General features: G+C 72.8%; 17 protein-coding genes. 14 read left to right on the plus strand and 3 right to left on the minus strand.

The window, feature by feature from the left end:
* Positions 1-57 precede the first annotated feature (57 nt).
* The gene (locus tag ACMXGY_RS05345) at positions 58-1,434 is read right to left on the minus strand and encodes an isochorismate synthase (RefSeq protein WP_483775848.1); all 1,377 of its coding nucleotides are present in this window, start codon (positions 1,432-1,434) and stop codon (positions 58-60) included.
* A 100-nt stretch (positions 1,435-1,534) separates the two neighbouring features.
* Between ACMXGY_RS05345 and ACMXGY_RS05350 the strand changes: the two genes are divergently transcribed.
* Positions 1,535-2,230: a demethylmenaquinone methyltransferase gene (locus ACMXGY_RS05350; protein WP_483775849.1), complete on the plus strand. Its 696-nt coding sequence runs from the start codon at positions 1,535-1,537 to the stop codon at positions 2,228-2,230.
* Between the two features lie 8 nt (positions 2,231-2,238).
* Here ACMXGY_RS05350 and ACMXGY_RS05355 read toward each other — a convergent pair whose 3' ends face one another.
* A complete protein-coding gene (locus ACMXGY_RS05355; RefSeq protein WP_483775850.1) occupies positions 2,239-3,321 on the minus strand; it encodes an alpha/beta hydrolase in 1,083 nt (360 codons plus the stop codon).
* 41 nt (positions 3,322-3,362) lie between these two features.
* Positions 3,363-3,914 (minus strand): MOSC domain-containing protein, encoded by a 552-nt coding sequence (locus ACMXGY_RS05360; RefSeq protein ID WP_483775851.1) that lies wholly within the window; start codon positions 3,912-3,914, stop codon positions 3,363-3,365.
* Positions 3,915-4,185: 271 nt separating this feature from the next.
* Here ACMXGY_RS05360 and ACMXGY_RS05365 point away from each other — a divergent pair, with 271 nt between their 5' ends.
* The 13 genes from ACMXGY_RS05365 (at position 4,186) to nuoL (ending at position 19,080) form a co-directional block, all read left to right on the plus strand.
* A complete protein-coding gene (locus tag ACMXGY_RS05365; protein ID WP_483775852.1) occupies positions 4,186-5,487 on the plus strand; it encodes a geranylgeranyl reductase family protein in 1,302 nt (433 codons plus the stop codon).
* Positions 5,488-5,596: 109 nt separating this feature from the next.
* On the plus strand, positions 5,597-5,959 hold the full coding sequence (locus ACMXGY_RS05370; protein WP_021481795.1) for an NADH-quinone oxidoreductase subunit A: 363 nt from the start codon (positions 5,597-5,599) through the stop codon (positions 5,957-5,959).
* Between the two features lie 68 nt (positions 5,960-6,027).
* Positions 6,028-6,579, plus strand: coding sequence for a NuoB/complex I 20 kDa subunit family protein (locus ACMXGY_RS05375; RefSeq protein ID WP_047234408.1), 552 nt, complete (start codon positions 6,028-6,030; stop codon positions 6,577-6,579).
* A gap of 47 nt (positions 6,580-6,626) precedes the next feature.
* On the plus strand, positions 6,627-7,352 hold the full coding sequence (locus ACMXGY_RS05380; RefSeq protein WP_483776792.1) for an NADH-quinone oxidoreductase subunit C: 726 nt from the start codon (positions 6,627-6,629) through the stop codon (positions 7,350-7,352).
* Complete coding sequence (locus tag ACMXGY_RS05385) at positions 7,349-8,719, plus strand: NADH-quinone oxidoreductase subunit D (protein WP_483775853.1); 1,371 nt, start codon at positions 7,349-7,351, stop codon at positions 8,717-8,719. The genes ACMXGY_RS05380 and ACMXGY_RS05385 overlap by 4 nt, the downstream gene beginning before the upstream one ends.
* A complete protein-coding gene (gene nuoE / locus ACMXGY_RS05390; protein WP_483775854.1) occupies positions 8,716-9,612 on the plus strand; it encodes an NADH-quinone oxidoreductase subunit NuoE in 897 nt (298 codons plus the stop codon). Before ACMXGY_RS05385 ends, nuoE begins: the two co-directional genes overlap by 4 nt.
* Positions 9,609-10,964 (plus strand): NADH-quinone oxidoreductase subunit NuoF, encoded by a 1,356-nt coding sequence (nuoF, locus tag ACMXGY_RS05395; RefSeq protein WP_483775855.1) that lies wholly within the window; start codon positions 9,609-9,611, stop codon positions 10,962-10,964. Before nuoE ends, nuoF begins: the two co-directional genes overlap by 4 nt.
* A complete protein-coding gene (locus ACMXGY_RS05400) occupies positions 10,964-13,651 on the plus strand; it encodes an NADH-quinone oxidoreductase subunit G (protein ID WP_483775856.1) in 2,688 nt (895 codons plus the stop codon). The genes nuoF and ACMXGY_RS05400 overlap by 1 nt, the downstream gene beginning before the upstream one ends.
* A complete protein-coding gene (gene nuoH / locus ACMXGY_RS05405) occupies positions 13,648-15,069 on the plus strand; it encodes an NADH-quinone oxidoreductase subunit NuoH (protein ID WP_483775857.1) in 1,422 nt (473 codons plus the stop codon). The genes ACMXGY_RS05400 and nuoH overlap by 4 nt, the downstream gene beginning before the upstream one ends.
* A complete protein-coding gene (gene nuoI / locus ACMXGY_RS05410) occupies positions 15,062-15,805 on the plus strand; it encodes an NADH-quinone oxidoreductase subunit NuoI (RefSeq protein ID WP_483775858.1) in 744 nt (247 codons plus the stop codon). The genes nuoH and nuoI overlap by 8 nt, the downstream gene beginning before the upstream one ends.
* Before the next feature lie 47 nt (positions 15,806-15,852).
* Entirely contained in the window at positions 15,853-16,728 is an 876-nt protein-coding gene (locus ACMXGY_RS05415; RefSeq protein ID WP_483776793.1) for an NADH-quinone oxidoreductase subunit J, read from the plus strand.
* Complete coding sequence (gene nuoK, locus ACMXGY_RS05420; protein ID WP_483775859.1) at positions 16,728-17,027, plus strand: NADH-quinone oxidoreductase subunit NuoK; 300 nt, start codon at positions 16,728-16,730, stop codon at positions 17,025-17,027. The genes ACMXGY_RS05415 and nuoK overlap by 1 nt, the downstream gene beginning before the upstream one ends.
* Before the next feature lie 13 nt (positions 17,028-17,040).
* A complete protein-coding gene (gene nuoL / locus ACMXGY_RS05425; RefSeq protein WP_483775860.1) occupies positions 17,041-19,080 on the plus strand; it encodes an NADH-quinone oxidoreductase subunit L in 2,040 nt (679 codons plus the stop codon).
* Position 19,081: the final 1 nt, after the last annotated feature.

Raw genomic sequence — 19,081 nt, forward strand, 5'->3', positions numbered from 1 at the left:
CGTCCGGGGAGCGGTCCACAGGTCGCGGCGGTGCCGTGCGCCCGTCCGGCGGTCTTCCTAGGAACCCAGCGCGAACCGCATGGGCTCGAGCTTCGCCTCGGACTCCGCGACCTCGGCGGCGGGGTCGGAGGCGGCGACGATCCCGCACCCGGCGAAGAGGCGCACGGTGCGGGGGTCGGTCTCGGAGAGCTCGGCGGAGCGCAGCGCGATGCCCCACTCGCCGTCGCCGTCGGCGCCGAGCCAACCGACAGGGCCGGCGTAGCGGCCGCGGTCCATGCCCTCGATCTCGCGGATCAGCTCGCGCGCGACGCTCGTCGGGGTCCCGCACACGGCCGCCGACGGGTGGAGCGCGGCGGCGAGGGCGAGGCTCGTCGGGCCGACCGCGGTGCTGGTCGAGGTGCCGCCCGACGCGCCCGGAGCGCTCGCGCCACGGGCGAGGACCGCGGTGACGTCCGAGGCGAGGTGCATGACGTTCGGCAGGTGCAGCACGAACGGTGCGTCGGGGACGTTCATGGACGAGCAGAACGGCTCGAGCGCGTGGGCCACGGACCGCACCGCGTACTCGTGCTCCTCGAGGTCCTTCGAGGAGCGGGCGAGCTGCGCGGCCCTGAGGAGCGCGTCGTCGTCGGACAGCCCGGCGCGGCGGATCGTGCCTGCGAGCACGCGCGAGGTCACCAGGCCCTTCTCGCTGCGGACGAGGAGCTCGGGGGTCGCGCCCACCAGGCCGTCGACGGAGAACGTCCAGCACGCCTCGTACGCGACGGCGAGCCGTGCGAGGAGCCAGCGCGGGTCGACCGGCTCGCTCGTGTGCGCGACGACGTCGCGCGCCAGGACGACCTTCTCCAGCGCGCCCGAGCGGATGCGCTCCACCCCCTCGGCGACGACGGCGGCCCAGTCGTCCGCACGCAGCGCGCCGTCGCGCCAGGTGACCGCGCCCGGAGCCGTGACGGGCGTGCGCGGCGTTCGGGCCAGAGCCGCGGCAGGGGCGGACGAGAGCGACCCGGCGGTGTCGACCGTCGTGAGCCACGTGCGCCCGTCACGACGGCCCACCACGACGCGCGGGACGACGAGCACACCGCCCGCGCGCACGGGCTCGTGCGCGTCGTCGCCGGCCGCGGAGTCGTCGAACGCGAACGACCCGAAGGCGACGGGCCCCGTGCCCGGCAGCCCGACCTCGTCGCGCACGACGGCGCGCGCGAGCGTCTCGTGCCACGCCGCCTCGGCGTCGGCGAACCGGCCAGGCCCCCAGGTCTCGAGCCGCAGCGCCTCGCCCCAGCCCACGATCCCGTCGCCGCGGCGCACCCAGGCGAGCGGACGCGCGTCGGGCATGAGGTCGACCAGGGCGTCGAGGCCGCCGGGCAGGTCGGGGAGCTGCGTGGTCCGCACGACCAGAGGGTGGGGCTGGGCGGCCGGGGCCGACGGTTCTGCAGTCATCGCCTCCCAGCGTAAGCCGCTCGTAGCGGTGCGCCTTGCGCAGGCGACGGGCGGTGACCGTGGTACCGCTCACGCGCCGTGGACGTGGAAGCATGGGCGCATGCCCCGCGCCAGCCTGGACAAGAAGCCCGCCGAGGTCGCGTCGATGTTCGACGGGATCGCCGCCCGCTACGACCTGACGAACGACATCATGTCGTTCGGCCAGGACCGGTCCTGGCGCCGGGCGACGGTCCGCGCGGTCGGCGCGCTGCCGGGGGAGAAGGTGCTCGACCTCGCGGCCGGGACCGGCACGTCGTCCGAGCCGTTCGCCGACGACGGCGTGCGCGTCGTCCCGTGCGACTTCTCCTTCGGCATGCTCCAGGTCGGTAAGGAGCGTCGCCCGGACCTGCCGTTCGTCGCGGGCGACGCGACGCACCTGCCGTTCGCGGACGAGACGTTCGACGCGGTGACGATCTCGTTCGGGCTGCGCAACGTCGTCGACACCGAGGGCGCGCTGCGCGAGATGCTGCGCGTCGTGCGGCCGGGAGGCCGCGTCGTGATCTGCGAGTTCTCCACGCCGACCTGGGCCCCGTTCCGCACGCTCTACCAGGAGTACCTCGTCCAGGCGCTGCCCCGCATCGCCGCCGCCGTGACGCGCGAGGGCGGGTCCTACCAGTACCTCGCCGAGTCCATCGCAGCGTGGCCGGACCAGCAGGGCCTCGGGCGCCTCCTGCTGCGGGCGGGCTGGGAGAAGGTCGCGTACCGCAACCTCTCCGGCGGGATCGTCGCGCTGCACCGGGGCGTGCGCCCCGCATAGCCCTGCGGTCAGGGCGCCGCGGTGCGCTCGTCCAGGAAGGCGAGGATGCGGCCCAGCGCCTCCGGGCCCGGCTCGTCGTCGAGGTCGAACTGGTACTCGTGGGGCACCGCGGGCTCCCGGCCGGCCGGGAAGAACAGCGGATCCACCTCGACGCCCTGCGCCTCCAGCGCCTCCGCGAGCACGTGCGAGTGCGGTTCGAGCGGGTCGCCGTTCCCCGCGGTGATGAACGTGGGCGGGAACGACGACGTCACGTTCTGCGGGATCGAGGCGTACGCGACGTGCGGGTCGTCCTCGAAGTCCTTCACGCCGGTGTAGGCCCAGAGGATGTCGCGCTGCACCCGCCCGGCGAAGCCGTCGGAGTAGTCGGGGAGGGTCAGGTCGTAAGGACCGCACGCGAGGATCGCCCCGACGAGCTGGTCGCTGCCGATCGGCTGGGGCAGCCCGGCGGCGCGCGCGTAGTCGTCGTCGGAGACGGCCAGCGCCGTCTGCGCGGCGATGTGCGCGCCCGCGGAGTCCCCCGCGATGACGATCTGGTCGGGGTCGACGTGCAGACGCTCGGCGTCGTCGACGACGTGCTCGATCGCGGCTGCGACCTGTTCCACAGGGATCGGGTACGTCGCCTCGGGCGCCTTCGAGTACTCGACGTTGACGGTCGTGTACCCGTGCGAGGCGAGGATCTTCAGGTAGGAGGCCGCACCGTCCTTCGTGCCGGCGACGAACGCGCCGCCATGGACCCAGACGATGGTGGGCTGCGCCCCGGCGACGTCCTCCCCCCAGAACACGTCGAGCCGCCCGTCGGGGTCCCCGTCCCGGTACTGCTCGTCCTCGACGCCCGTGACGCCCTCGGGCACGTGCTCCGCGAGCGCGTCGAGCGCGGCCGTACCGTTGACGTCGGGGGAGTACCGCAGCAGGAGCGTCGTCGGCCAGTAGCTCACCTGGAACGCGACGACGACCGCCAGGACGAGCACGAGGACGGCGGCGACGATCGCGGCGAGCACGGTGAGCAGGCGTCGTGGCCATCGGCGCGCGCGCTCCTTCGCGCCGCTCACCGGTTCCGTGCCGTCCGCCTGCGCTCCCGCAGAGTTCTCCACGCGGACACCCTCTCATCGGTGGGGTCGGTCGTGCGCGCTGATCAGACGGGTGCGAGCGGCGTGTGCGGCTCGTCGGGAAGGGTCGCGACGACTGCGTCGCCCGCCGTGATGGTGCCGCCTCGCTCGACCACGGTCATGATCCCGGCCTTGCGGACCAGGCCGCCCGCGCCGTCGGGCACGGCGACCTGCTTGAGCAGGCCCGGCCGGAAGTCGTTGATCTGCTGGCACGGGTTGCGCAGCCCCGTGACCTCGAGGACGACGTCCGGCCCGATCGCGAGACGCGTGCCGCGGGGCAGACCGAGCAGGTCGATGCCGCGGGTCGTGACGTTCTCGCCGAGGTCGCCCGGCGCGACGTCGAAGCCGGCCTCGGCGAGCTCGTCGAACAGCTCGGCGTGGACGAGGTGGACCTGGCGCAGGTTGGGCTGCGTCGGGTCGGCGCGGACCCGGCTGCGGTGCTGGACGGTGGTGCCTGCGTGGGTGTCGCCGACGACGCCGTGGCCCGCGACGACCCGGACCGCGGGCGCGGTGTGCTTGCTGAAGCCGTGGTCCGGGCTCGACGCGACGGCGAGGACGTGCGGCGCGGTGGCGGTCACGCCGTCATCCTGCCGTACGGCCCGGAGAGGTCGAGGGCCGCCTCGAAGGGCCCTCTGACCTCGGACGTCACGCCCGCGCGCCCGGGACCTCCGTCACAGGATCTCCAAGGAAGGTTCACCTTGCTACACATCGCGCGCCACGAGTGACTAGAGTGACGGTTGTCCATTGTGACCGACTTCACAAGGGGCCTGGGTGCACCGTGCCCCGGCCCGGGTCACGGTGGGTGCGAGCTTCGAGAGTGCTCCGACGACCGGACGGCGAGGTGAGGACGTGCGTGGCAGCAGCGACGACGCGGACGTCATCGTCGTGGGCGCCGGCCCCGCGGGGTCGACGGCGGCCCACTACTGCGCCGCGGCCGGGCTCAGCGTCCTGCTCCTCGAGAAGTCGGCGTTCCCGCGCGACAAGATCTGCGGCGACGGACTGACGCCGCGCGCCGTGGCCGAGCTCGTCCGCATGGGCGTCCCGACGCGCGCCGAGGACGGCTGGATCCGCAACGAGGGCCTGCGGGTCGTCGCGAGCGGACGCTCGTGGGAGCTGGCCTGGCCCGACCTCGCGTCGTACCCGAGCTACGGCATGGCCCGGGCGCGGCACTCGTTCGACCGCACGCTCGCGGAGCACGCCGTGCGCACGGGTGCCAAGCTCCTCGAGCGCACCGCCGTCACGGGCCCGCTCCTCGACGAGCGGACGGGCCGCGTCGTCGGCGTCACCGCCCGGCCCGTCGACGACAAGGGTCGCCGCGCGGGGGACGAGGTCACGTACCGCGCGCCCGTCGTGATCGCGGCCGACGGCGTCTCGTCGCGGTTCGCGCTCGCCCTCGGTCTCGCCCGGCGTGAGGACCGCCCGATCGGCGTCGCGGTCCGCACGTACTTCCGCACACCGCGGCACGACGACCCGTGGATGGAGTCGCACCTCGAGCTCTGGGAGGGCGAGCCGAACCGCTCGGCGCTGCTGCCCGGTTACGGCTGGATCTTCGCGCTCGGCGACGGGACGGCGAACGTCGGGCTCGGCGCGGTCAGCTCGACGCCGGCCAAGCAGTCGGCGGCGAACACCGACTACAAGGCCCTCTTCGCCACGTGGATGCGCAACGCGCCCGCCGAGTGGGAGTTCACGGAGGAGAACCAGCTCGGCCCCGTGCGCGGCGCCGCGCTGCCGATGGGGTTCAACCGGACGCCGCTGTACACGCGCGGCGTCGTGCTCGTCGGGGACTCGGGCGGCATGGTGAGCCCGTTCAACGGCGAGGGCATCGCGTACGCGATGCAGGCCGCCCGCACGGCGGCCGACGTCGTCGCGCAGTCGCGCGCCCGTGCCACGGACGCGGGTCGCGAGCGCGCGCTGCAGACCTACCCCAAGGTCATGCGCCGCGAGCTCGGCGGCTACTACACGCTCGGCCGGTACTTCGTCCGGCTCATCGAGCACCCCGAGATCATGCGGATCTGCACGCGCTACGGGCTCCCGCGCCCGGTCGTCATGCGGTTCGTCCTCAAGCTGTTGTCCGACTGCTACGAGCCCCGCGGCGGCGACTGGGTCGACCGGGTCATCGCGGGGCTGACGAGGGTGGTGCCATCGTCATGAACAGCCGAGGTGGGCCGGCACCGGGGATGGCAACGATGCCGCCGCTCGCACCACCTGACCGTGAACCCGGACGCCGTCGTCCGGGGAGCCCGAGCCCGAGGAGTCGACGATGACCAACCCCTACGTCCCGCTGCTCGTCCTCATGGGAGTGGCCGCCGTGCTGGCTCTCGGCGGCGTGGCCGCGAGCGCGGTCATCGGCCCCAAGCGCTACAACCGCGCCAAGCTCGACGCCTACGAGTGCGGCATCGAGCCCACGCCCCACGCCGTCGGCGGCGGGCGCTTCCCGATCAAGTACTACCTCGTCGCGATGACGTTCATCGTCTTCGACATCGAGGTCGTCTTCCTCTACCCGTGGGCGGTCGACTTCGCGACGCTCGCGACCTTCGGCCTCGTCGCGATGCTCGCGTTCCTCGCGCTCATCACCGTGCCTTTTGTCTACGAGTGGCGTCGGGGTGGTCTCGAGTGGGACTGAGCACGGGACCGAGCGCGCACCTGCACACCTGTCCGCGGCACGACCGCACGAAGGGCTAGGAGAACACCATGGGGATCGAGGAAGCTCCCTCGGGCTTCTTGCTGACCACGATCGAGGACCTCGCGGGCTACCTCCGCAAGGCCTCCTTGTGGCCGGTGACGTTCGGGCTCGCGTGCTGCGCGATCGAGATGATGGCGGCGGGCGCGTCCCGCTTCGACCTGTCGCGCTTCGGCATGGAGGTCTTCCGCGCGTCGCCGCGCCAGGCGGACCTCATGATCGTCGCCGGTCGCGTCAGCCAGAAGATGGCGCCCGTCGTGCGCCAGGTCTACGACCAGATGAGCGAGCCCAAGTGGGTGCTGTCGATGGGCGTGTGCGCGTCGAGCGGCGGCATGTTCAACAACTACGCGATCGTCCAGGGCGTCGACCACATCGTCCCGGTGGACATCTACCTGCCCGGCTGCCCGCCGCGCCCCGAGATGCTCATCAACGCGATCCTCGCGCTGCACGACCAGATCCAGCACGAGCCGCTCGGCGTGAACCGCAAGGAGGCGGCGCGCGCCGCCGAGGCGGCCGCACTCGAGGCGACGCCCACGTTCCAGATGAAGGGGCTGCTGCGGTGACGGACGAGAAGACCGGTGCCGGCACGCCGGTGCCGCAGCCCGAGGAGGTGAACGGCCCCCGGTCGGGCGACCTCGTGAGCGGCGCGCGGGCGCCCCGCACGCTCGAGGTCGTCGAGGTGCGCCAGGGCATGTTCGGCGCGGAGGGCTCGGGCGACACGTCGGGCTACGGCGGGCTCGTCCAGCCGGTCGCGATGCCGGGCGCGAGCCCCCGCCCCTACGGCGGCTGGTTCGACGACGTCGTGGACGTCCTCGCCGAGGTGCTCGCCGAGGCGGGGGTCGGGTTCGACGCCGCGGTCGAGCGCGTCGTCGTCGACCCGCCCGGCAGGCACGCCGAGCTGACGCTCCACGTCCACCGCGACCACCTGCTCGACGTGTGCCGCGCGCTGCGCGACGACCAGGACCTGCGCTTCGAGCTGAGCCTCGGCGTGAGCGGCGTGCACTTCCCGCACGACGTCGGCCGCGAGCTGCACGCCGTCTACCACCTCACGTCGGTCACGCACGGCCGTCGTCTGCGCGTCGAGGTCTCGGTCCCGGACGCCGATCCGCACGTCCCCTCGACGACGTCGGTCTACCCGACGAACGACTGGCACGAGCGCGAGACGTGGGACTTCTTCGGCATCGTCTTCGACGGCCACCCGGCGCTCGCGCGCATCGAGATGCCCGACGACTGGCCGGGCCACCCGCAGCGCAAGGACTACCCCCTCGGCGGGATCCCCGTCGAGTACAAGGGCGCGACCGTGCCCCCGCCCGACACGAGGAGGTCGTACTCGTGAGCACGTCCGCAGCACAGGGGTCGCCACGTGCGACCCGTCCCCCCGTCGGGGACTTCGAGCCCGGCGTGCCGAGCTTCGAGGCGTCGGGCGGCGACTGGGAGGACATCGCGCAGAGCGCGGTGGCCGCCGCCGCCCTCGGCGAGGAGCGGATCGTCGTCAACATGGGACCGCAGCACCCGTCGACGCACGGCGTGCTCCGGCTCATGCTCGAGATCGACGGCGAGACGGTCACCGAGGCGCGGTGCGGCATCGGCTACCTCCACACGGGCATCGAGAAGAACATGGAGTTCCGGACGTGGACGCAGGGCGTCACGTTCTGCACCCGCATGGACTACCTCGCGCCCCTGTTCCAGGAGACGGCGTACTGCCTCGCGGTCGAGAAGCTCCTCGGCATCACGGACGACGTCCCCGAGCGGGCGAGCGTCATCCGGGTGCTGATGATGGAGCTCAACCGCATCGCCTCACACCTCGTGTGCCTCGGGACCGGTGGCAACGAGATGGGCGCCACGACGGTCATGACGGTCGCGTTCACGGCGCGCGAGGAGATCCTGCGGATCTTCGAGGCCGTCACGGGCCTACGCATGAACCACGCCTACGTCCGGCCGGGCGGGGTGGCGCAGGACGTGCCGCCCGACCTCGTCGAGCAGGTGCGCAGCGCCGAGCCGATGATCCGCCGCTACCTCGGCCAGCTCGGCGACCTCATGCTCGCCAACCCGATCTTCAAGGGCCGGCTCGTCGGCGTCGGGCACCTCAACCTCGCCGGGTGCATGGCGCTCGGGATCACGGGGCCGGTGCTGCGCTCGACCGGCCTGCCGTACGACGTGCGCAAGTCCGACCCGTACTGCGGCTACGAGACGTACGACTTCGACGTCCCGACCGCCGAGGGCGCCGACTGCTACGACCGCGTCGTCCTGCGGCTCGAGGAGTGCTACCAGTCGCTGCACATCGTCGACCAGTGCCTGGAACGGCTCGAGGCGACGGCCGGCCAGCCGGTCATGGTGGGCGACCGCAAGATCGCGTGGCCCGCGCAGCTCGCGCTCGGCAGCGACGGCCAGGGCAACTCGCTCGAGCACATCAAGGAGATCATGGGCACCTCGATGGAGGCCCTGATCCACCACTTCAAGCTCGTCACCGAGGGCTTCCGCGTCCCCGTCGGGCAGGCGTGGCAGACCGTGGAGCACCCGCGCGGCGAGCTCGGGGTGCACCTCGTGTCCGACGGCGGCACGCGCCCCTACCGGGCGCACTTCCGCGACCCGTCGTTCAACAACCTGCAGGCCGTGGCCGCGATGTGCGAGGGCGGCCAGGTGGCCGACGTCGTCGTCGCGGTGGCGTCCCTGGACCCGGTGCTGGGAGGGGTGGACCGATGACGATCGACGCCGGACCTGCGACGAACGGCTCGCCCGCGGGCGGCCCGCGCTCGCGACCGGGCTACGACGCCGAGACGTACGCGCGCCTCGCGGCCGACGCCGCGCAGATCGTCGCGCGCTACCCGCAGGCGCGCTCGGCGCTCCTGCCGATGCTGCACCTCGTGCAGTCGGAGGACGGGTACGTCTCGCGCCACGGCATCCTGTTCTGCGCGGAACAGCTCGACCTCACCGCGGCGGAGGTCTCCGCCGTCGCGACCTTCTACACGCAGTACAAGCGCCACCCGAACGGCACCTACACCGTGGGCGTCTGCACGAACACGCTGTGCGCGATCATGGGCGGCGACGCGATCTTCGACGAGCTGTCCGAGCACCTCGGCGTCGGCCACGACGAGACGACCGCCGACGGCGCGATCACGCTCGAGCGGGTCGAGTGCAACGCGGCCTGCGACTACGCGCCGGTCATGATGGTCAACTGGGAGTTCTTCGACAACCAGACGCCCGGCTCGGCGACCGACGTCGTCGACCGCCTCCGCGCGGGCGAGCAGGTCGCCCCGACGCGCGGCGCCGCGAGCGTGTGCACCTTCAAGCAGATGAGCCGCGTCCTCGCCGGCTTCTCCGACGGCCGCGCCGACGAGGGCGTCGGCGCGGGCGAGCCCACCCTCGCCGGCCTCCGCATCGCCCGCGAGCACGGCTGGACCGCCCCTGGCACCTCGGCAGGTGAGACGGACGCAGAGGCGGGGGAGGCCGCCGCCCCCGCCGGAGGCGAGCCGGACACGGGGGAAGAGCAGTCGAGCGCCGAGCGCCAACCCACGACCGAGGCCGACGTCGACCCGGGCGGCAAGCCCGGCACGCCCGGTACCCAGCCCGACCCGTCGAAGGGAGCGGACGCATGAGCGAGCAGGACGGCACGCGACCCGACCCGCTGACCCCCGTGCTGTCGAGCACGTGGGACGCGGACCGGTCGTGGACGCTGCAGGCGTACCTCGACGGCGGCGGCTACGCCGGGCTGCGGGCGGCGCTCGCGCAGGACCCGGCCGACGTCGTCGCGACGGTCAAGGCCTCGGGCCTGCGCGGACGTGGCGGCGCGGGGTTCCCCACGGGCATGAAGTGGGGCTTCCTGCCGCCGCCGGACGGCGGCCCGCGCTACCTCGTCGTCAACGCCGACGAGTCCGAGCCGGGCACGTGCAAGGACATCCCGCTCATGATGGCGAGCCCGCAGGCGCTCGTGGAGGGCGTGGCGATCACGTCGTACGCGATCGGGTGCGACCACGCGTTCATCTACGTGCGCGGCGAGGTGCTCCACGTGTACCGGCGCCTGCTGCGCGCGGTCGAGGAGGCGTACGAGGCGGGCTTCCTGGGCAAGGACGTCCAGGGGTCGGGATTCGACCTCGACGTCACGGTCCACGCGGGCGCGGGCGCGTACATCTGCGGCGAGGAGACGGCGCTGCTGGACTCGCTCGAGGGCCTGCGCGGCCAGCCGCGGCTCAAGCCCCCGTTCCCCGCGGTCGCCGGCCTGTACGCGCGGCCGACGGTCGTCAACAACGTCGAGTCGATCGCGAGCGTCCCGTCGATCGTCGAGCGCGGCGCCGACTGGTTCACGTCGATGGGGACCGAGCGCTCGGCGGGCTTCGGGCTGTTCTCGCTGTCGGGCCACGTGACGCGGCCGGGCCAGTACGAGGCGCCGCTCGGCACGACGCTGCGCGAGCTGCTCGACCTGGCCGGCGGGATGCGCGGCGGCAAGGCGCTGAAGTTCTGGACGCCGGGCGGCTCGTCGACGCCGCTGTTCACCGACGCGCACCTCGACACCCCGCTCGACTACGAGTCGGTGGCGGCGGCGGGGTCGATGCTCGGCACGCGCGCGCTGCAGCTCTTCGACGAGACCACGTGCGTCGTGCGCGCGGTGAGCCGGTGGACGGACTTCTACGCGCACGAGTCGTGCGGCAAGTGCACGCCGTGCCGCGAGGGCACGTACTGGATGAAGCAGGTCCTGGCGCGCATCGAGGCGGGCCAGGGCACCGAGGCCGACCTCGACCTGCTGCTCGACACGTGCGACAACATCCTCGGCCGCGCGTTCTGCGCGCTCGGCGACGGCGCGACGTCGCCCGTGACGAGCAGCATCGAGCTGTTCCGCGACGAGTACGAGGCGCACATCACCGGGCACGGGTGCCCGTTCGACCCGTCTGCCGCGGCGCTGTTCGACTACACGCCCCGCGCAGCGCGCGTCCTCACGGCAGGAGTTCACTGATGACGACGACGACCCCCGCGCCGGGCGCCGGGACCGGCACCGCGCCCGCCGCGCCGTCGGGCGGCCAGGCGAAGCCGCCCGTGCCCGCCGACCACGTGACGTTCACGATCGACGACATCGAGATGTCGGTGCCCAAGGGCACGCTCGTGATCCGCGCGGCGGAGCAGATCGGCATCCAGATCCCGCGGTTCTGCGACCACCCCCTGCTCGCCCCGGCGGGCGCGTGCCGCCAGTGCCTCGTCGAGGTCGCGACGCCGGACCGCGAGGGCAACGTACGGCCCATGCCGAAGCCGCAGGCGTCGTGCACGCTCGAGGCGACGCCCGGGATGGTGGTCAAGACCCAGCGCACGAGCGCCGTCGCGGACAAGGCGCAGCACGGCATCATGGAGCTGCTGCTCATCAACCACCCGCTCGACTGCCCGGTGTGCGACAAGGGCGGGGAGTGCCCGCTGCAGAACCAGGCGATGAGCAACGGCCGCGCGACGACGCGGTTCGTCGACGTCAAGCGCACGTTCCCCAAGCCGATCAGCGTCTCGACCGAGATCCTGCTCGACCGCGAGCGCTGCGTCCTGTGCCAGCGCTGCACGCGGTTCTCGAAGGAGATCGCGGGCGACGCGTTCATCGACCTGCAGAAGCGCGGCGCCGCGCAGCAGATCGGCCGGTTCGACGAGGCGGTGCTCGACTGGGCGCCCCCGGCGGGTCAGGAGCCGGGCGACCGGCCGGTGGGCCTCGCGCTCGAGGACGAGTCCGGACTGCCGTTCGCGTCGTACTTCTCGGGCAACACCGTGCAGATCTGCCCGGTCGGCGCTCTCACGGGCGCGGCGTACCGGTTCCGCTCGCGCCCGTTCGACCTCGTCTCGACGCCGTCGGTGGCCGAGCACGACTCGTCGGGGTCGGCGATCCGCGTCGACCACCGGCGCGGCGTCGTGCTGCGGCGTCTCGCGGGCGACGACCCGCTCGTCAACGAGGAGTGGATCACCGACAAGGACCGCTTCGCGTTCACGTGGCAGTCCGCGCCGGACCGCCTCACGCACCCGCTGGTCCGCGACCGCGAGGTCGGGCCGGACGGCACGGTCACGCGCGGCGAGCTGCGCCCCGCGTCGTGGGCCGAGGCGCTCGAGGTCGCGGCGGACGCGCTCACGAGGGCTCGCGACGCCGGCGGCGTCGGTGTGCTCCCGGGTGGGCGTCTCACGGTCGAGGACGCGTACGCCTACGCCAAGCTCGCGCGGACGTGGCTGCGCACGAACGACGTGGACCACCGCGCGCGCGTGCACAGCGCCGAGGAGTCGGACTTCCTCGCGCACGCCGTCGCCGGGACGGGAGTGGGCGTGACGTTCACCGACCTCGAGAAGGCCCCTGCGGTGCTCCTCGTCGGCCTGGAGGCCGAGGAGGAGGCGGGCGTCGTCTTCCTGCGGCTGCGCAAGGGCGTGCTGCAGCACGGCGTGCGGGTGTTCGGCATCGCACCGTTCGCGTCGCGCGGGCTCGAGCGCCTCCACGGCACGCTCCTTCCGGCGGCGCCGGGCACCGAGGCCGAGTGGCTCGAGGGCATCGCGGCGGGGGACCGCGAGCGCACGCTCGACGAGGCGAGCGGCACGGACGTCCTCGCGGACGCGAGCGACGCGCTGCGGTCGCCTGGCGCGGTGCTCCTCGTGGGGGAGCGGCTCGCCGCGACGCGCGGCGGGCTGAGCGCGGTCCTGCGGGTCGCGGCCGCGACGGGCGCGCGCGTGGCGTGGGTCCCGCGCCGCGCGGGCGAGCGCGGCGGAGTCGAGGCCGGCACGCTGCCGGGCCTCCTGCCGGGCGGGCGCCCCGCTGCGGACGCCGCGGCGCGCGTCGACGTCGCCACGGTCTGGGGCGTGCCCGCCTCGGACGACCACCCGACCGGCCTGCCGGCGACGGCCGGCCGCGACACGGGCGAGATGCTGGACGCCCTGTCCGTCGGACAGCTCTCGGGCGTGCTCGTCGGCGGCCTCGAGCTCGACGACCTTCCCGACCCCGTCCACGCACGGCGCGCGCTCGAGGCGGCGGACGTCGTCGTCTCGCTCGAGGTGCGGCGCTCCGCGGTGACCGAGCTGGCGGACGTCGTGCTGCCGGTCGCGCCGCCCGTCGAGCGCGAGGGTGCGTACGTGAGCTGGGAGGGGCGCGTGCGCCCGTTCCCCGCGGCGCTCGCGTCGACGGCCATGACCGACCACCGGGTGCTCGACGCGCTCGCCGACGCGGCGGGCGTGACGCTCGGTCTCGGCACCGTGGACGCAGTGCGCGCCGAGCTCGCCCAGCTCCTGGGCGACGCGGCGTGGGACGGCGAGCGCGCACCGGCTCCGGACGCCGTGACGACCGAGCCGCCCGCCGTCGCACCGGGGACGGCCGTCCTCGCGAGCTGGCGCCTCCTGCTCGACGACGCGCGCGGCCAGGACGGCGAGCGCTACCTCGCGGGCACGGCCAAGCGGCCGGTCGCGCGCATGTCCGCCGTGACCGCGGCCGCCGTCGACGTGTTCGACGGCGAGCTCGTCCGGGTCGCGACCGACCGCGGCGCGATCACGCTCCCGGTCGTCGTCACCGACATGGTCGACCACGTGGTGTGGGTGCCGCTGCGCTCCGCCGGCTCGTCCGTGCACGCGACGCTCGGCGCGGTGCCGGGCGACGTCGTGACGCTCGAGCCCGGGAGCACCGACGGAGGGGAGGGCGCATGAGCACGGTCGGCGTGGTCCACGCACTCGCTGCCGAGACCCCGGGAGTCCCGGGGATCGTCGCGAACTTCTCGCAGGACAACGGCTGGACGTACCTCGTCAAGGCCGTGCTCATCATCGTCTTCCTGCTCACGAGCGTGCTCGTCGCGATCTGGTTCGAGCGCAAGGTCGTCGCGCGCATGCAGGTGCGGCCCGGGCCGAACTGGCACGGCCCGTTCGGCCTGCTGCAGTCCCTCGCCGACGCGATGAAGCTCCTGCTCAAGGAGGACATCACGGTCAAGGCCGCGGACAAGTTCGTCTACCTGCTCGCGCCGATGATCTCCGTCTTCTGCGCGCTGCTCGTGTTCGCGGTCATCCCGTTCGGCCCCGAGGTGCAGATCCCGTTCACGGACTTCGTCACCCCGGCCCAGCTCACGGACTTCCCGGTGGCCGTGCTCTACATCCTCGCGTGCGCCTCCCTGGGCGTGTACGGGATCGTGCTCGGCGGCTGGTCGTCGGGGTCGACGTACCCGCTGCTCGGGTCCGTGCGCTCGACGGCCCAGGTCATCAGCTACGAGCTCGCGATGGGCCTGTCGCTCGTGTCGGTGTTCATCATGGCGGGGTCGATGTCGACGTCCACCATCGTGAGCTCGCAGACTCAGCTCTGGTGGTTCCTGCCGCTCCTGCCGGCGTTCGTCATCTACGTCATCTCGATGATCGGCGAGACGAACCGCCTCCCGTTCGACCTCCCCGAGGCCGAGGGCGAGCTCGTGTCGGGGTACATGACCGAGTACTCGTCGATGAAGTTCGCGTGGTTCTTCCTCGCGGAGTACATCAACATGCTCAACGTCTCCGCCGTCGCGACGACGCTGTTCCTCGGCGGGTGGCGCGCCCCCTGGCCGCTCTCGGCGATCAACGACGGCATGTTCAACGAGGGCTGGTGGCCGATCCTCTGGTTCCTCGCCAAGACGTGGGCCTTCATGTTCCTGTTCGTCTGGGTCCGCGGCACGCTCCTGCGCCTGCGATACGACCAGTTCATGCGGTTCGGCTGGAAGGTCCTCATCCCGTTCGCGCTCGCGTGGCTCGTGCTCCTCGCCGTGGCCCAGGCCGTGCGCCAGTTCCTCGACGTCGACCTGCGCGTCTTCGTCGGGATCGCGGTCGCGCTGGCGCTGGTCGTCGTGGTCGTCGTGTGGTTCTGGCCCGAGAAGAAGGTGCCCCCGGGTTCCCCCGGGGCACCGGGCGCCCGTGGGCGCGCGGGCACCGAGCCGTTCGACGCGTTCGCGGGCGGGTTCCCCGTCCCGCCGCTGCCCGGCCAGTCGCTCCCGCCGTCGCCGCGCCGTCGTGCCCTCGTGCCCGACGACGCGCGCCCGGCCGGGACGCCCGGCTCACCCGGCGGCTCCGCCGCCACCCCGCTTCACGACAAGGAGGTCGACCGTGGCTGACGACCAGAAGCAGCGACCGGGCGGACCGTCGGAGTCGGGCGAGTACACCGTCCGGCGCCCCCAGGCGAAGGGGCTGCGCGAGGCGCTCGCCCCCGTGGCGGGCTTCGGCGTGACGTTCTCGTCGATGTTCCGGCCGACGGTGACCGAGCAGTACCCGCGCCAGAAGGTGGCGACCAAGCCGCGCTACCACGGCCGGCACCAGCTCAACCGGTACGCGGACGGGCTCGAGAAGTGCATCGGCTGCGAGCTGTGCGCGTGGGCCTGCCCTGCGGACGCGATCTACGTCGAGGGCGCCGACAACGCCGACCTGCCGGACGGCGGCCACATGTCGCCCGGGGAGAGGTACGGCCGCGTCTACCAGATCAACTACCTGCGCTGCATCTTCTGCGGGCTCTGCATCGAGGCGTGCCCCACGCGCGCGCTGACGATGACGAACGAGTACGAGCTCGCCGGCCCGACGCGCGAGGGGATGATCTGGGAGAAGGAGGATCTTCTCGCCCCGCTCCGCGAGGGCATGCTCGCGGCGCCGCACCCGATGGTGCCGGGGACGTCGGACACCGAGTACTACCGCGGCGAGGTGACCGGCCCGGCGGACGAGCAGGTGGCGTGGTTGCGCGAGCACCGCCCGGACGAGCCGACCCTGCCGCCGGAGCCGGCGGGCCCGGCGCCGGAGGTCCGGCGCGTCACGCCGTCCGGTCGCGCAGGTCGCACGACGGCCCGGAAGGTGACCCGGTGACCGCGAGCGGCGGCGAGGCGGTCCTGTTCTGGGTCCTCGCCCCTCTCATGGTCCTCGCGGCCCTGTCGCTGCTCTTCGCGCGCAAGGCTGTGCACGCGGCGATCGCCGTCATGTTCGTCATGGTCGACCTCGCGATCATCTACATCGCGCAGGAGGCCCCGTTCCTCGGCGTCGTGCAGGTCGTGGTCTACACGGGCGCGGTCATGATGCTGTTCCTCTTCGTCCTCATGCTCGTCGGCGTCGACGCGTCGGACTCGCTCGTCGAGACGATCCGCGGCCAGCGCTGGATCGGCGTGCTGCTCGGCCTCGGCCTCGGTGCCGTGCTCGTCGGGGTGGTGTCGCAGGCGACGTTCCCGCCGGCGGTCGGTCTCACCGCCGCCAACGAGGCGACGAACCCCGTGGCGCTCGCGCGCGTGCTGTTCGCCGACTACGTGTTCGCGATGGAGGTCGTGGGCATCCTGCTCATCACCGCCGCGGTGTCGGCGCTCGTGCTCACGCACCGGCGTCGCCTCGTGCCCAAGGTGGGGCAGCGCGAGCAGGCCGACGCGAAGGTCGCGGCGCTGGAGCAGGGCGGGCGCCTCACGCCCCTCGCCGCGCCGGGCGTCTACGCGCAGAACAACGCGATGGACACGCCGGCGCTCGACCCGCAGGGCCGGCCGATCGAGGAGTCCGTGTCGCGCATCCTGCGCATCCGCGGGCAGGAGCGCTCCGCCGGCACGATCCTCGAGGCCGAGCGCGAGGTGCTCGTCGAGCACGAGCCGCTGCGCGCGCTGCCCGCGCTCCGCGCCGGCGACGCGAGCGAGCGGACCGTCCCGGTGGAACCGGCGGGCCAGGAGCCTGCCGGGGACGTCACGGGACCCGACCAGCCCGGCCGGTCCCGCGTGCCCGGCGACGCTCCCGGAACCCGGGGAGGAGACGACTGATGGAGCTCACCAACTACGTCGTGCTCGCCGCGATCCTCTTCGCGATCGGCGCCGCGACCGTCCTGCTGCGACGCAACGCGATCATCGTGTTCATGGGCGTCGAGCTCATGCTCAACGCGACCAACCTCGCGTTCGTCACGTTCGCGCGCATGCACGGCGACGTGACCGGGCAGGTGCTCGCGTTCTTCGTCATGGTCGTCGCGGCCGCCGAGGTCGTCGTCGGTCTCGCGATCATCGTCGCCATCTTCCGCACCCGTCGGTCCGCCTCGGTCGACGACGTCAACCTGCTCAAGAGCTGAGGGGCCGGCACCGATGACGATGCTCCTGTCCTCGCCCGCGCCGTCGGCCCTGGCGGCCGTCCTGCCGGGCGCCACCGACCTCGTGCCCGCGAGCGAGGTCGTGCCCGGGCCGTTCCTCGCGGCGCCGTTCCTCGTCCTGCTGCCACTCTTCGGCGCCGCGGTGCTGCTCCTCGCGGGCCGCCGCAGCGACCGGTGGGGCGCGTGGTTCGGCGTGCTGATGTCCGCGGCGGCCTTCGTCGTGGGCCTCGTCGTGTTCGTCGCGATGCTGGGCCTGCCCGCCGACGAGCGCGTCGTGGACTACCGCCTGTTCGACTGGATCGTGTCGGGCGGGCTCGACCTCGCCGTCGGGCTGCGCATCGACCCGCTGTCGATGACCTTCGTGCTGCTCGTGACGTTCGTCGGCACGCTCATCCACGTCTACGCGGTCGCCTACATGGCCCACGACCGCGACCGGCGCCGGTTCTTCGCGTACCTCAACCTGTTCGTCGCGGCGATGCTGATCCTCGTCCTCGCCGACTCCTACCTCCTGCTGTTCGTCGGCTGGGAGGGCGTGGGCCTCGCGTCGTACCTGCTCATCGGGTTCTGGAACCACCGACGCGACTACGCGGTCGCGGCGAAGAAGGCGTTCGTCATGAACCGCGTGGGCGACATCGGCCTCATCGTCGCTCTCATGCTGATGTTCGCGACGTTCGGCTCCGTCGACTTCACGACGGTCTTCGCCGCCGTGCCGGAGGCGTCGACCGCGCTGCTCACCGCGACCGGCCTCGCGCTCCTGCTGGCCGCGTGCGGCAAGTCGGCGCAGTTCCCGCTCCAGGCGTGGCTCGGGGACGCCATGGCCGGCCCGACGCCGGTCTCGGCGCTGATCCACGCCGCCACCATGGTCACGGCGGGCGTCTACCTCGTCGTGCGCTCGGCGCCGATCTTCGAGGGCGCGCCCACCGCTCAGCTCGTGGTGGTGGTCGTCGGGGCGGTGACCCTGATCTTCGGAGCGATCGTCGGCTGCGCGAAGGACGACATCAAGAAGGCGCTCGCCGCGTCGACGATGTCCCAGATCGGGTACATGATCCTCGCGGCCGGCCTCGGCCCGATCGGGTACGCGTTCGCGATCTTCCACCTCGTCACCCACGGCTTCTTCAAGGCCGGGATGTTCCTCGGGGCGGGCTCGGTCATGCACGGCATGGACGACCAGGTCGACATGCGCCGCTTCGGCGGGCTCACCCGGTACATGAAGGTCACCGCGATCACGTTCGGCCTGGGCTGGCTCGCGATCCTCGGCATCCCGCCGTTCTCCGGGTTCTGGAGCAAGGACAAGATCATCGAGGCCGCGTTCGTGCCGGTCGACGGCGAGCCGTGGCGCGCCTGGGTGTTCGGCGGTGCCGCGCTCATCGGGGCGGGGATCACCGCGTTCTACATGTCGCGCCTTTTCTTCATGACGTTCCTCGGCCGGCGCCGCTGGAACGACGGGCACGGCAGCGAGGACGGCCTCGGCGCCCAGGACGGCCCGGTCCGCCACCCGCACGAGTCCCCGGGCCTCATGACGTGGCCCATGATCATCCTCGCGGTCGGGTCGGTGGGGCTGGGGTTCGTCCTCAACGCGGGCGGTCGGTTCGTCACGTGGCTCGAGCCCGTCACCGGGCACGCCGAGCATCACGAGCCGGTGCTGCCGGTGTGGTCGCTCATCACGCTCACGCTCGTGCTGGTGCTCCTCGGGGTCGCGCTCGCGTGGCGGCAGTACGTCGTCTCGCTCGTCCCGATCCGCGCCCCGCGCGGCTCCGTGCTCACGCGCGCGGCCCGGCGCGACCTCTACCAGGACGACGTCAACGAGACCGTGTTCATGCGGCCCGGCCAGTACCTCACGCGGTCCCTGGTCTACGCCGACAAGGAGATGGTCGACGGCGGCTGGATGGGCCTCGCAGGGATGGTCGGCCGCGTGGGGGAGTGGCTGCGCGGGTGGCAGAACGGCTACGTGCGCTCGTACGGCGCGACGATGCTCGGCGGCCTCGTGGTCGTCGTGGCCGTCGTGCTGGCCCTGACCACCGGCACCGCGAGCTGAG

The sequence above is a fragment of the Cellulosimicrobium sp. G4 BAM 1002 genome, assembly GCF_057126935.1.

Coding starts and splice junctions, on each gene's coding strand:
- ACMXGY_RS05345 (WP_483775848.1), bottom strand. CDS start 1,434: ATGACTGCAGAACCGTCGGCCCCGGCCGCCCAGCCCCACCCTCTGGTC.
- ACMXGY_RS05350 (WP_483775849.1), top strand. CDS start 1,535: ATGCCCCGCGCCAGCCTGGACAAGAAGCCCGCCGAGGTCGCGTCGATG.
- ACMXGY_RS05370 (WP_021481795.1), top strand. CDS start 5,597: ATGACCAACCCCTACGTCCCGCTGCTCGTCCTCATGGGAGTGGCCGCC.
- ACMXGY_RS05375 (WP_047234408.1), top strand. CDS start 6,028: ATGGGGATCGAGGAAGCTCCCTCGGGCTTCTTGCTGACCACGATCGAG.
- nuoE (WP_483775854.1), top strand. CDS start 8,716: ATGACGATCGACGCCGGACCTGCGACGAACGGCTCGCCCGCGGGCGGC.
- nuoF (WP_483775855.1), top strand. CDS start 9,609: ATGAGCGAGCAGGACGGCACGCGACCCGACCCGCTGACCCCCGTGCTG.
- ACMXGY_RS05400 (WP_483775856.1), top strand. CDS start 10,964: ATGACGACGACGACCCCCGCGCCGGGCGCCGGGACCGGCACCGCGCCC.
- nuoH (WP_483775857.1), top strand. CDS start 13,648: ATGAGCACGGTCGGCGTGGTCCACGCACTCGCTGCCGAGACCCCGGGA.
- ACMXGY_RS05415 (WP_483776793.1), top strand. CDS start 15,853: ATGGTCCTCGCGGCCCTGTCGCTGCTCTTCGCGCGCAAGGCTGTGCAC.
- nuoK (WP_483775859.1), top strand. CDS start 16,728: ATGGAGCTCACCAACTACGTCGTGCTCGCCGCGATCCTCTTCGCGATC.
- nuoL (WP_483775860.1), top strand. CDS start 17,041: ATGACGATGCTCCTGTCCTCGCCCGCGCCGTCGGCCCTGGCGGCCGTC.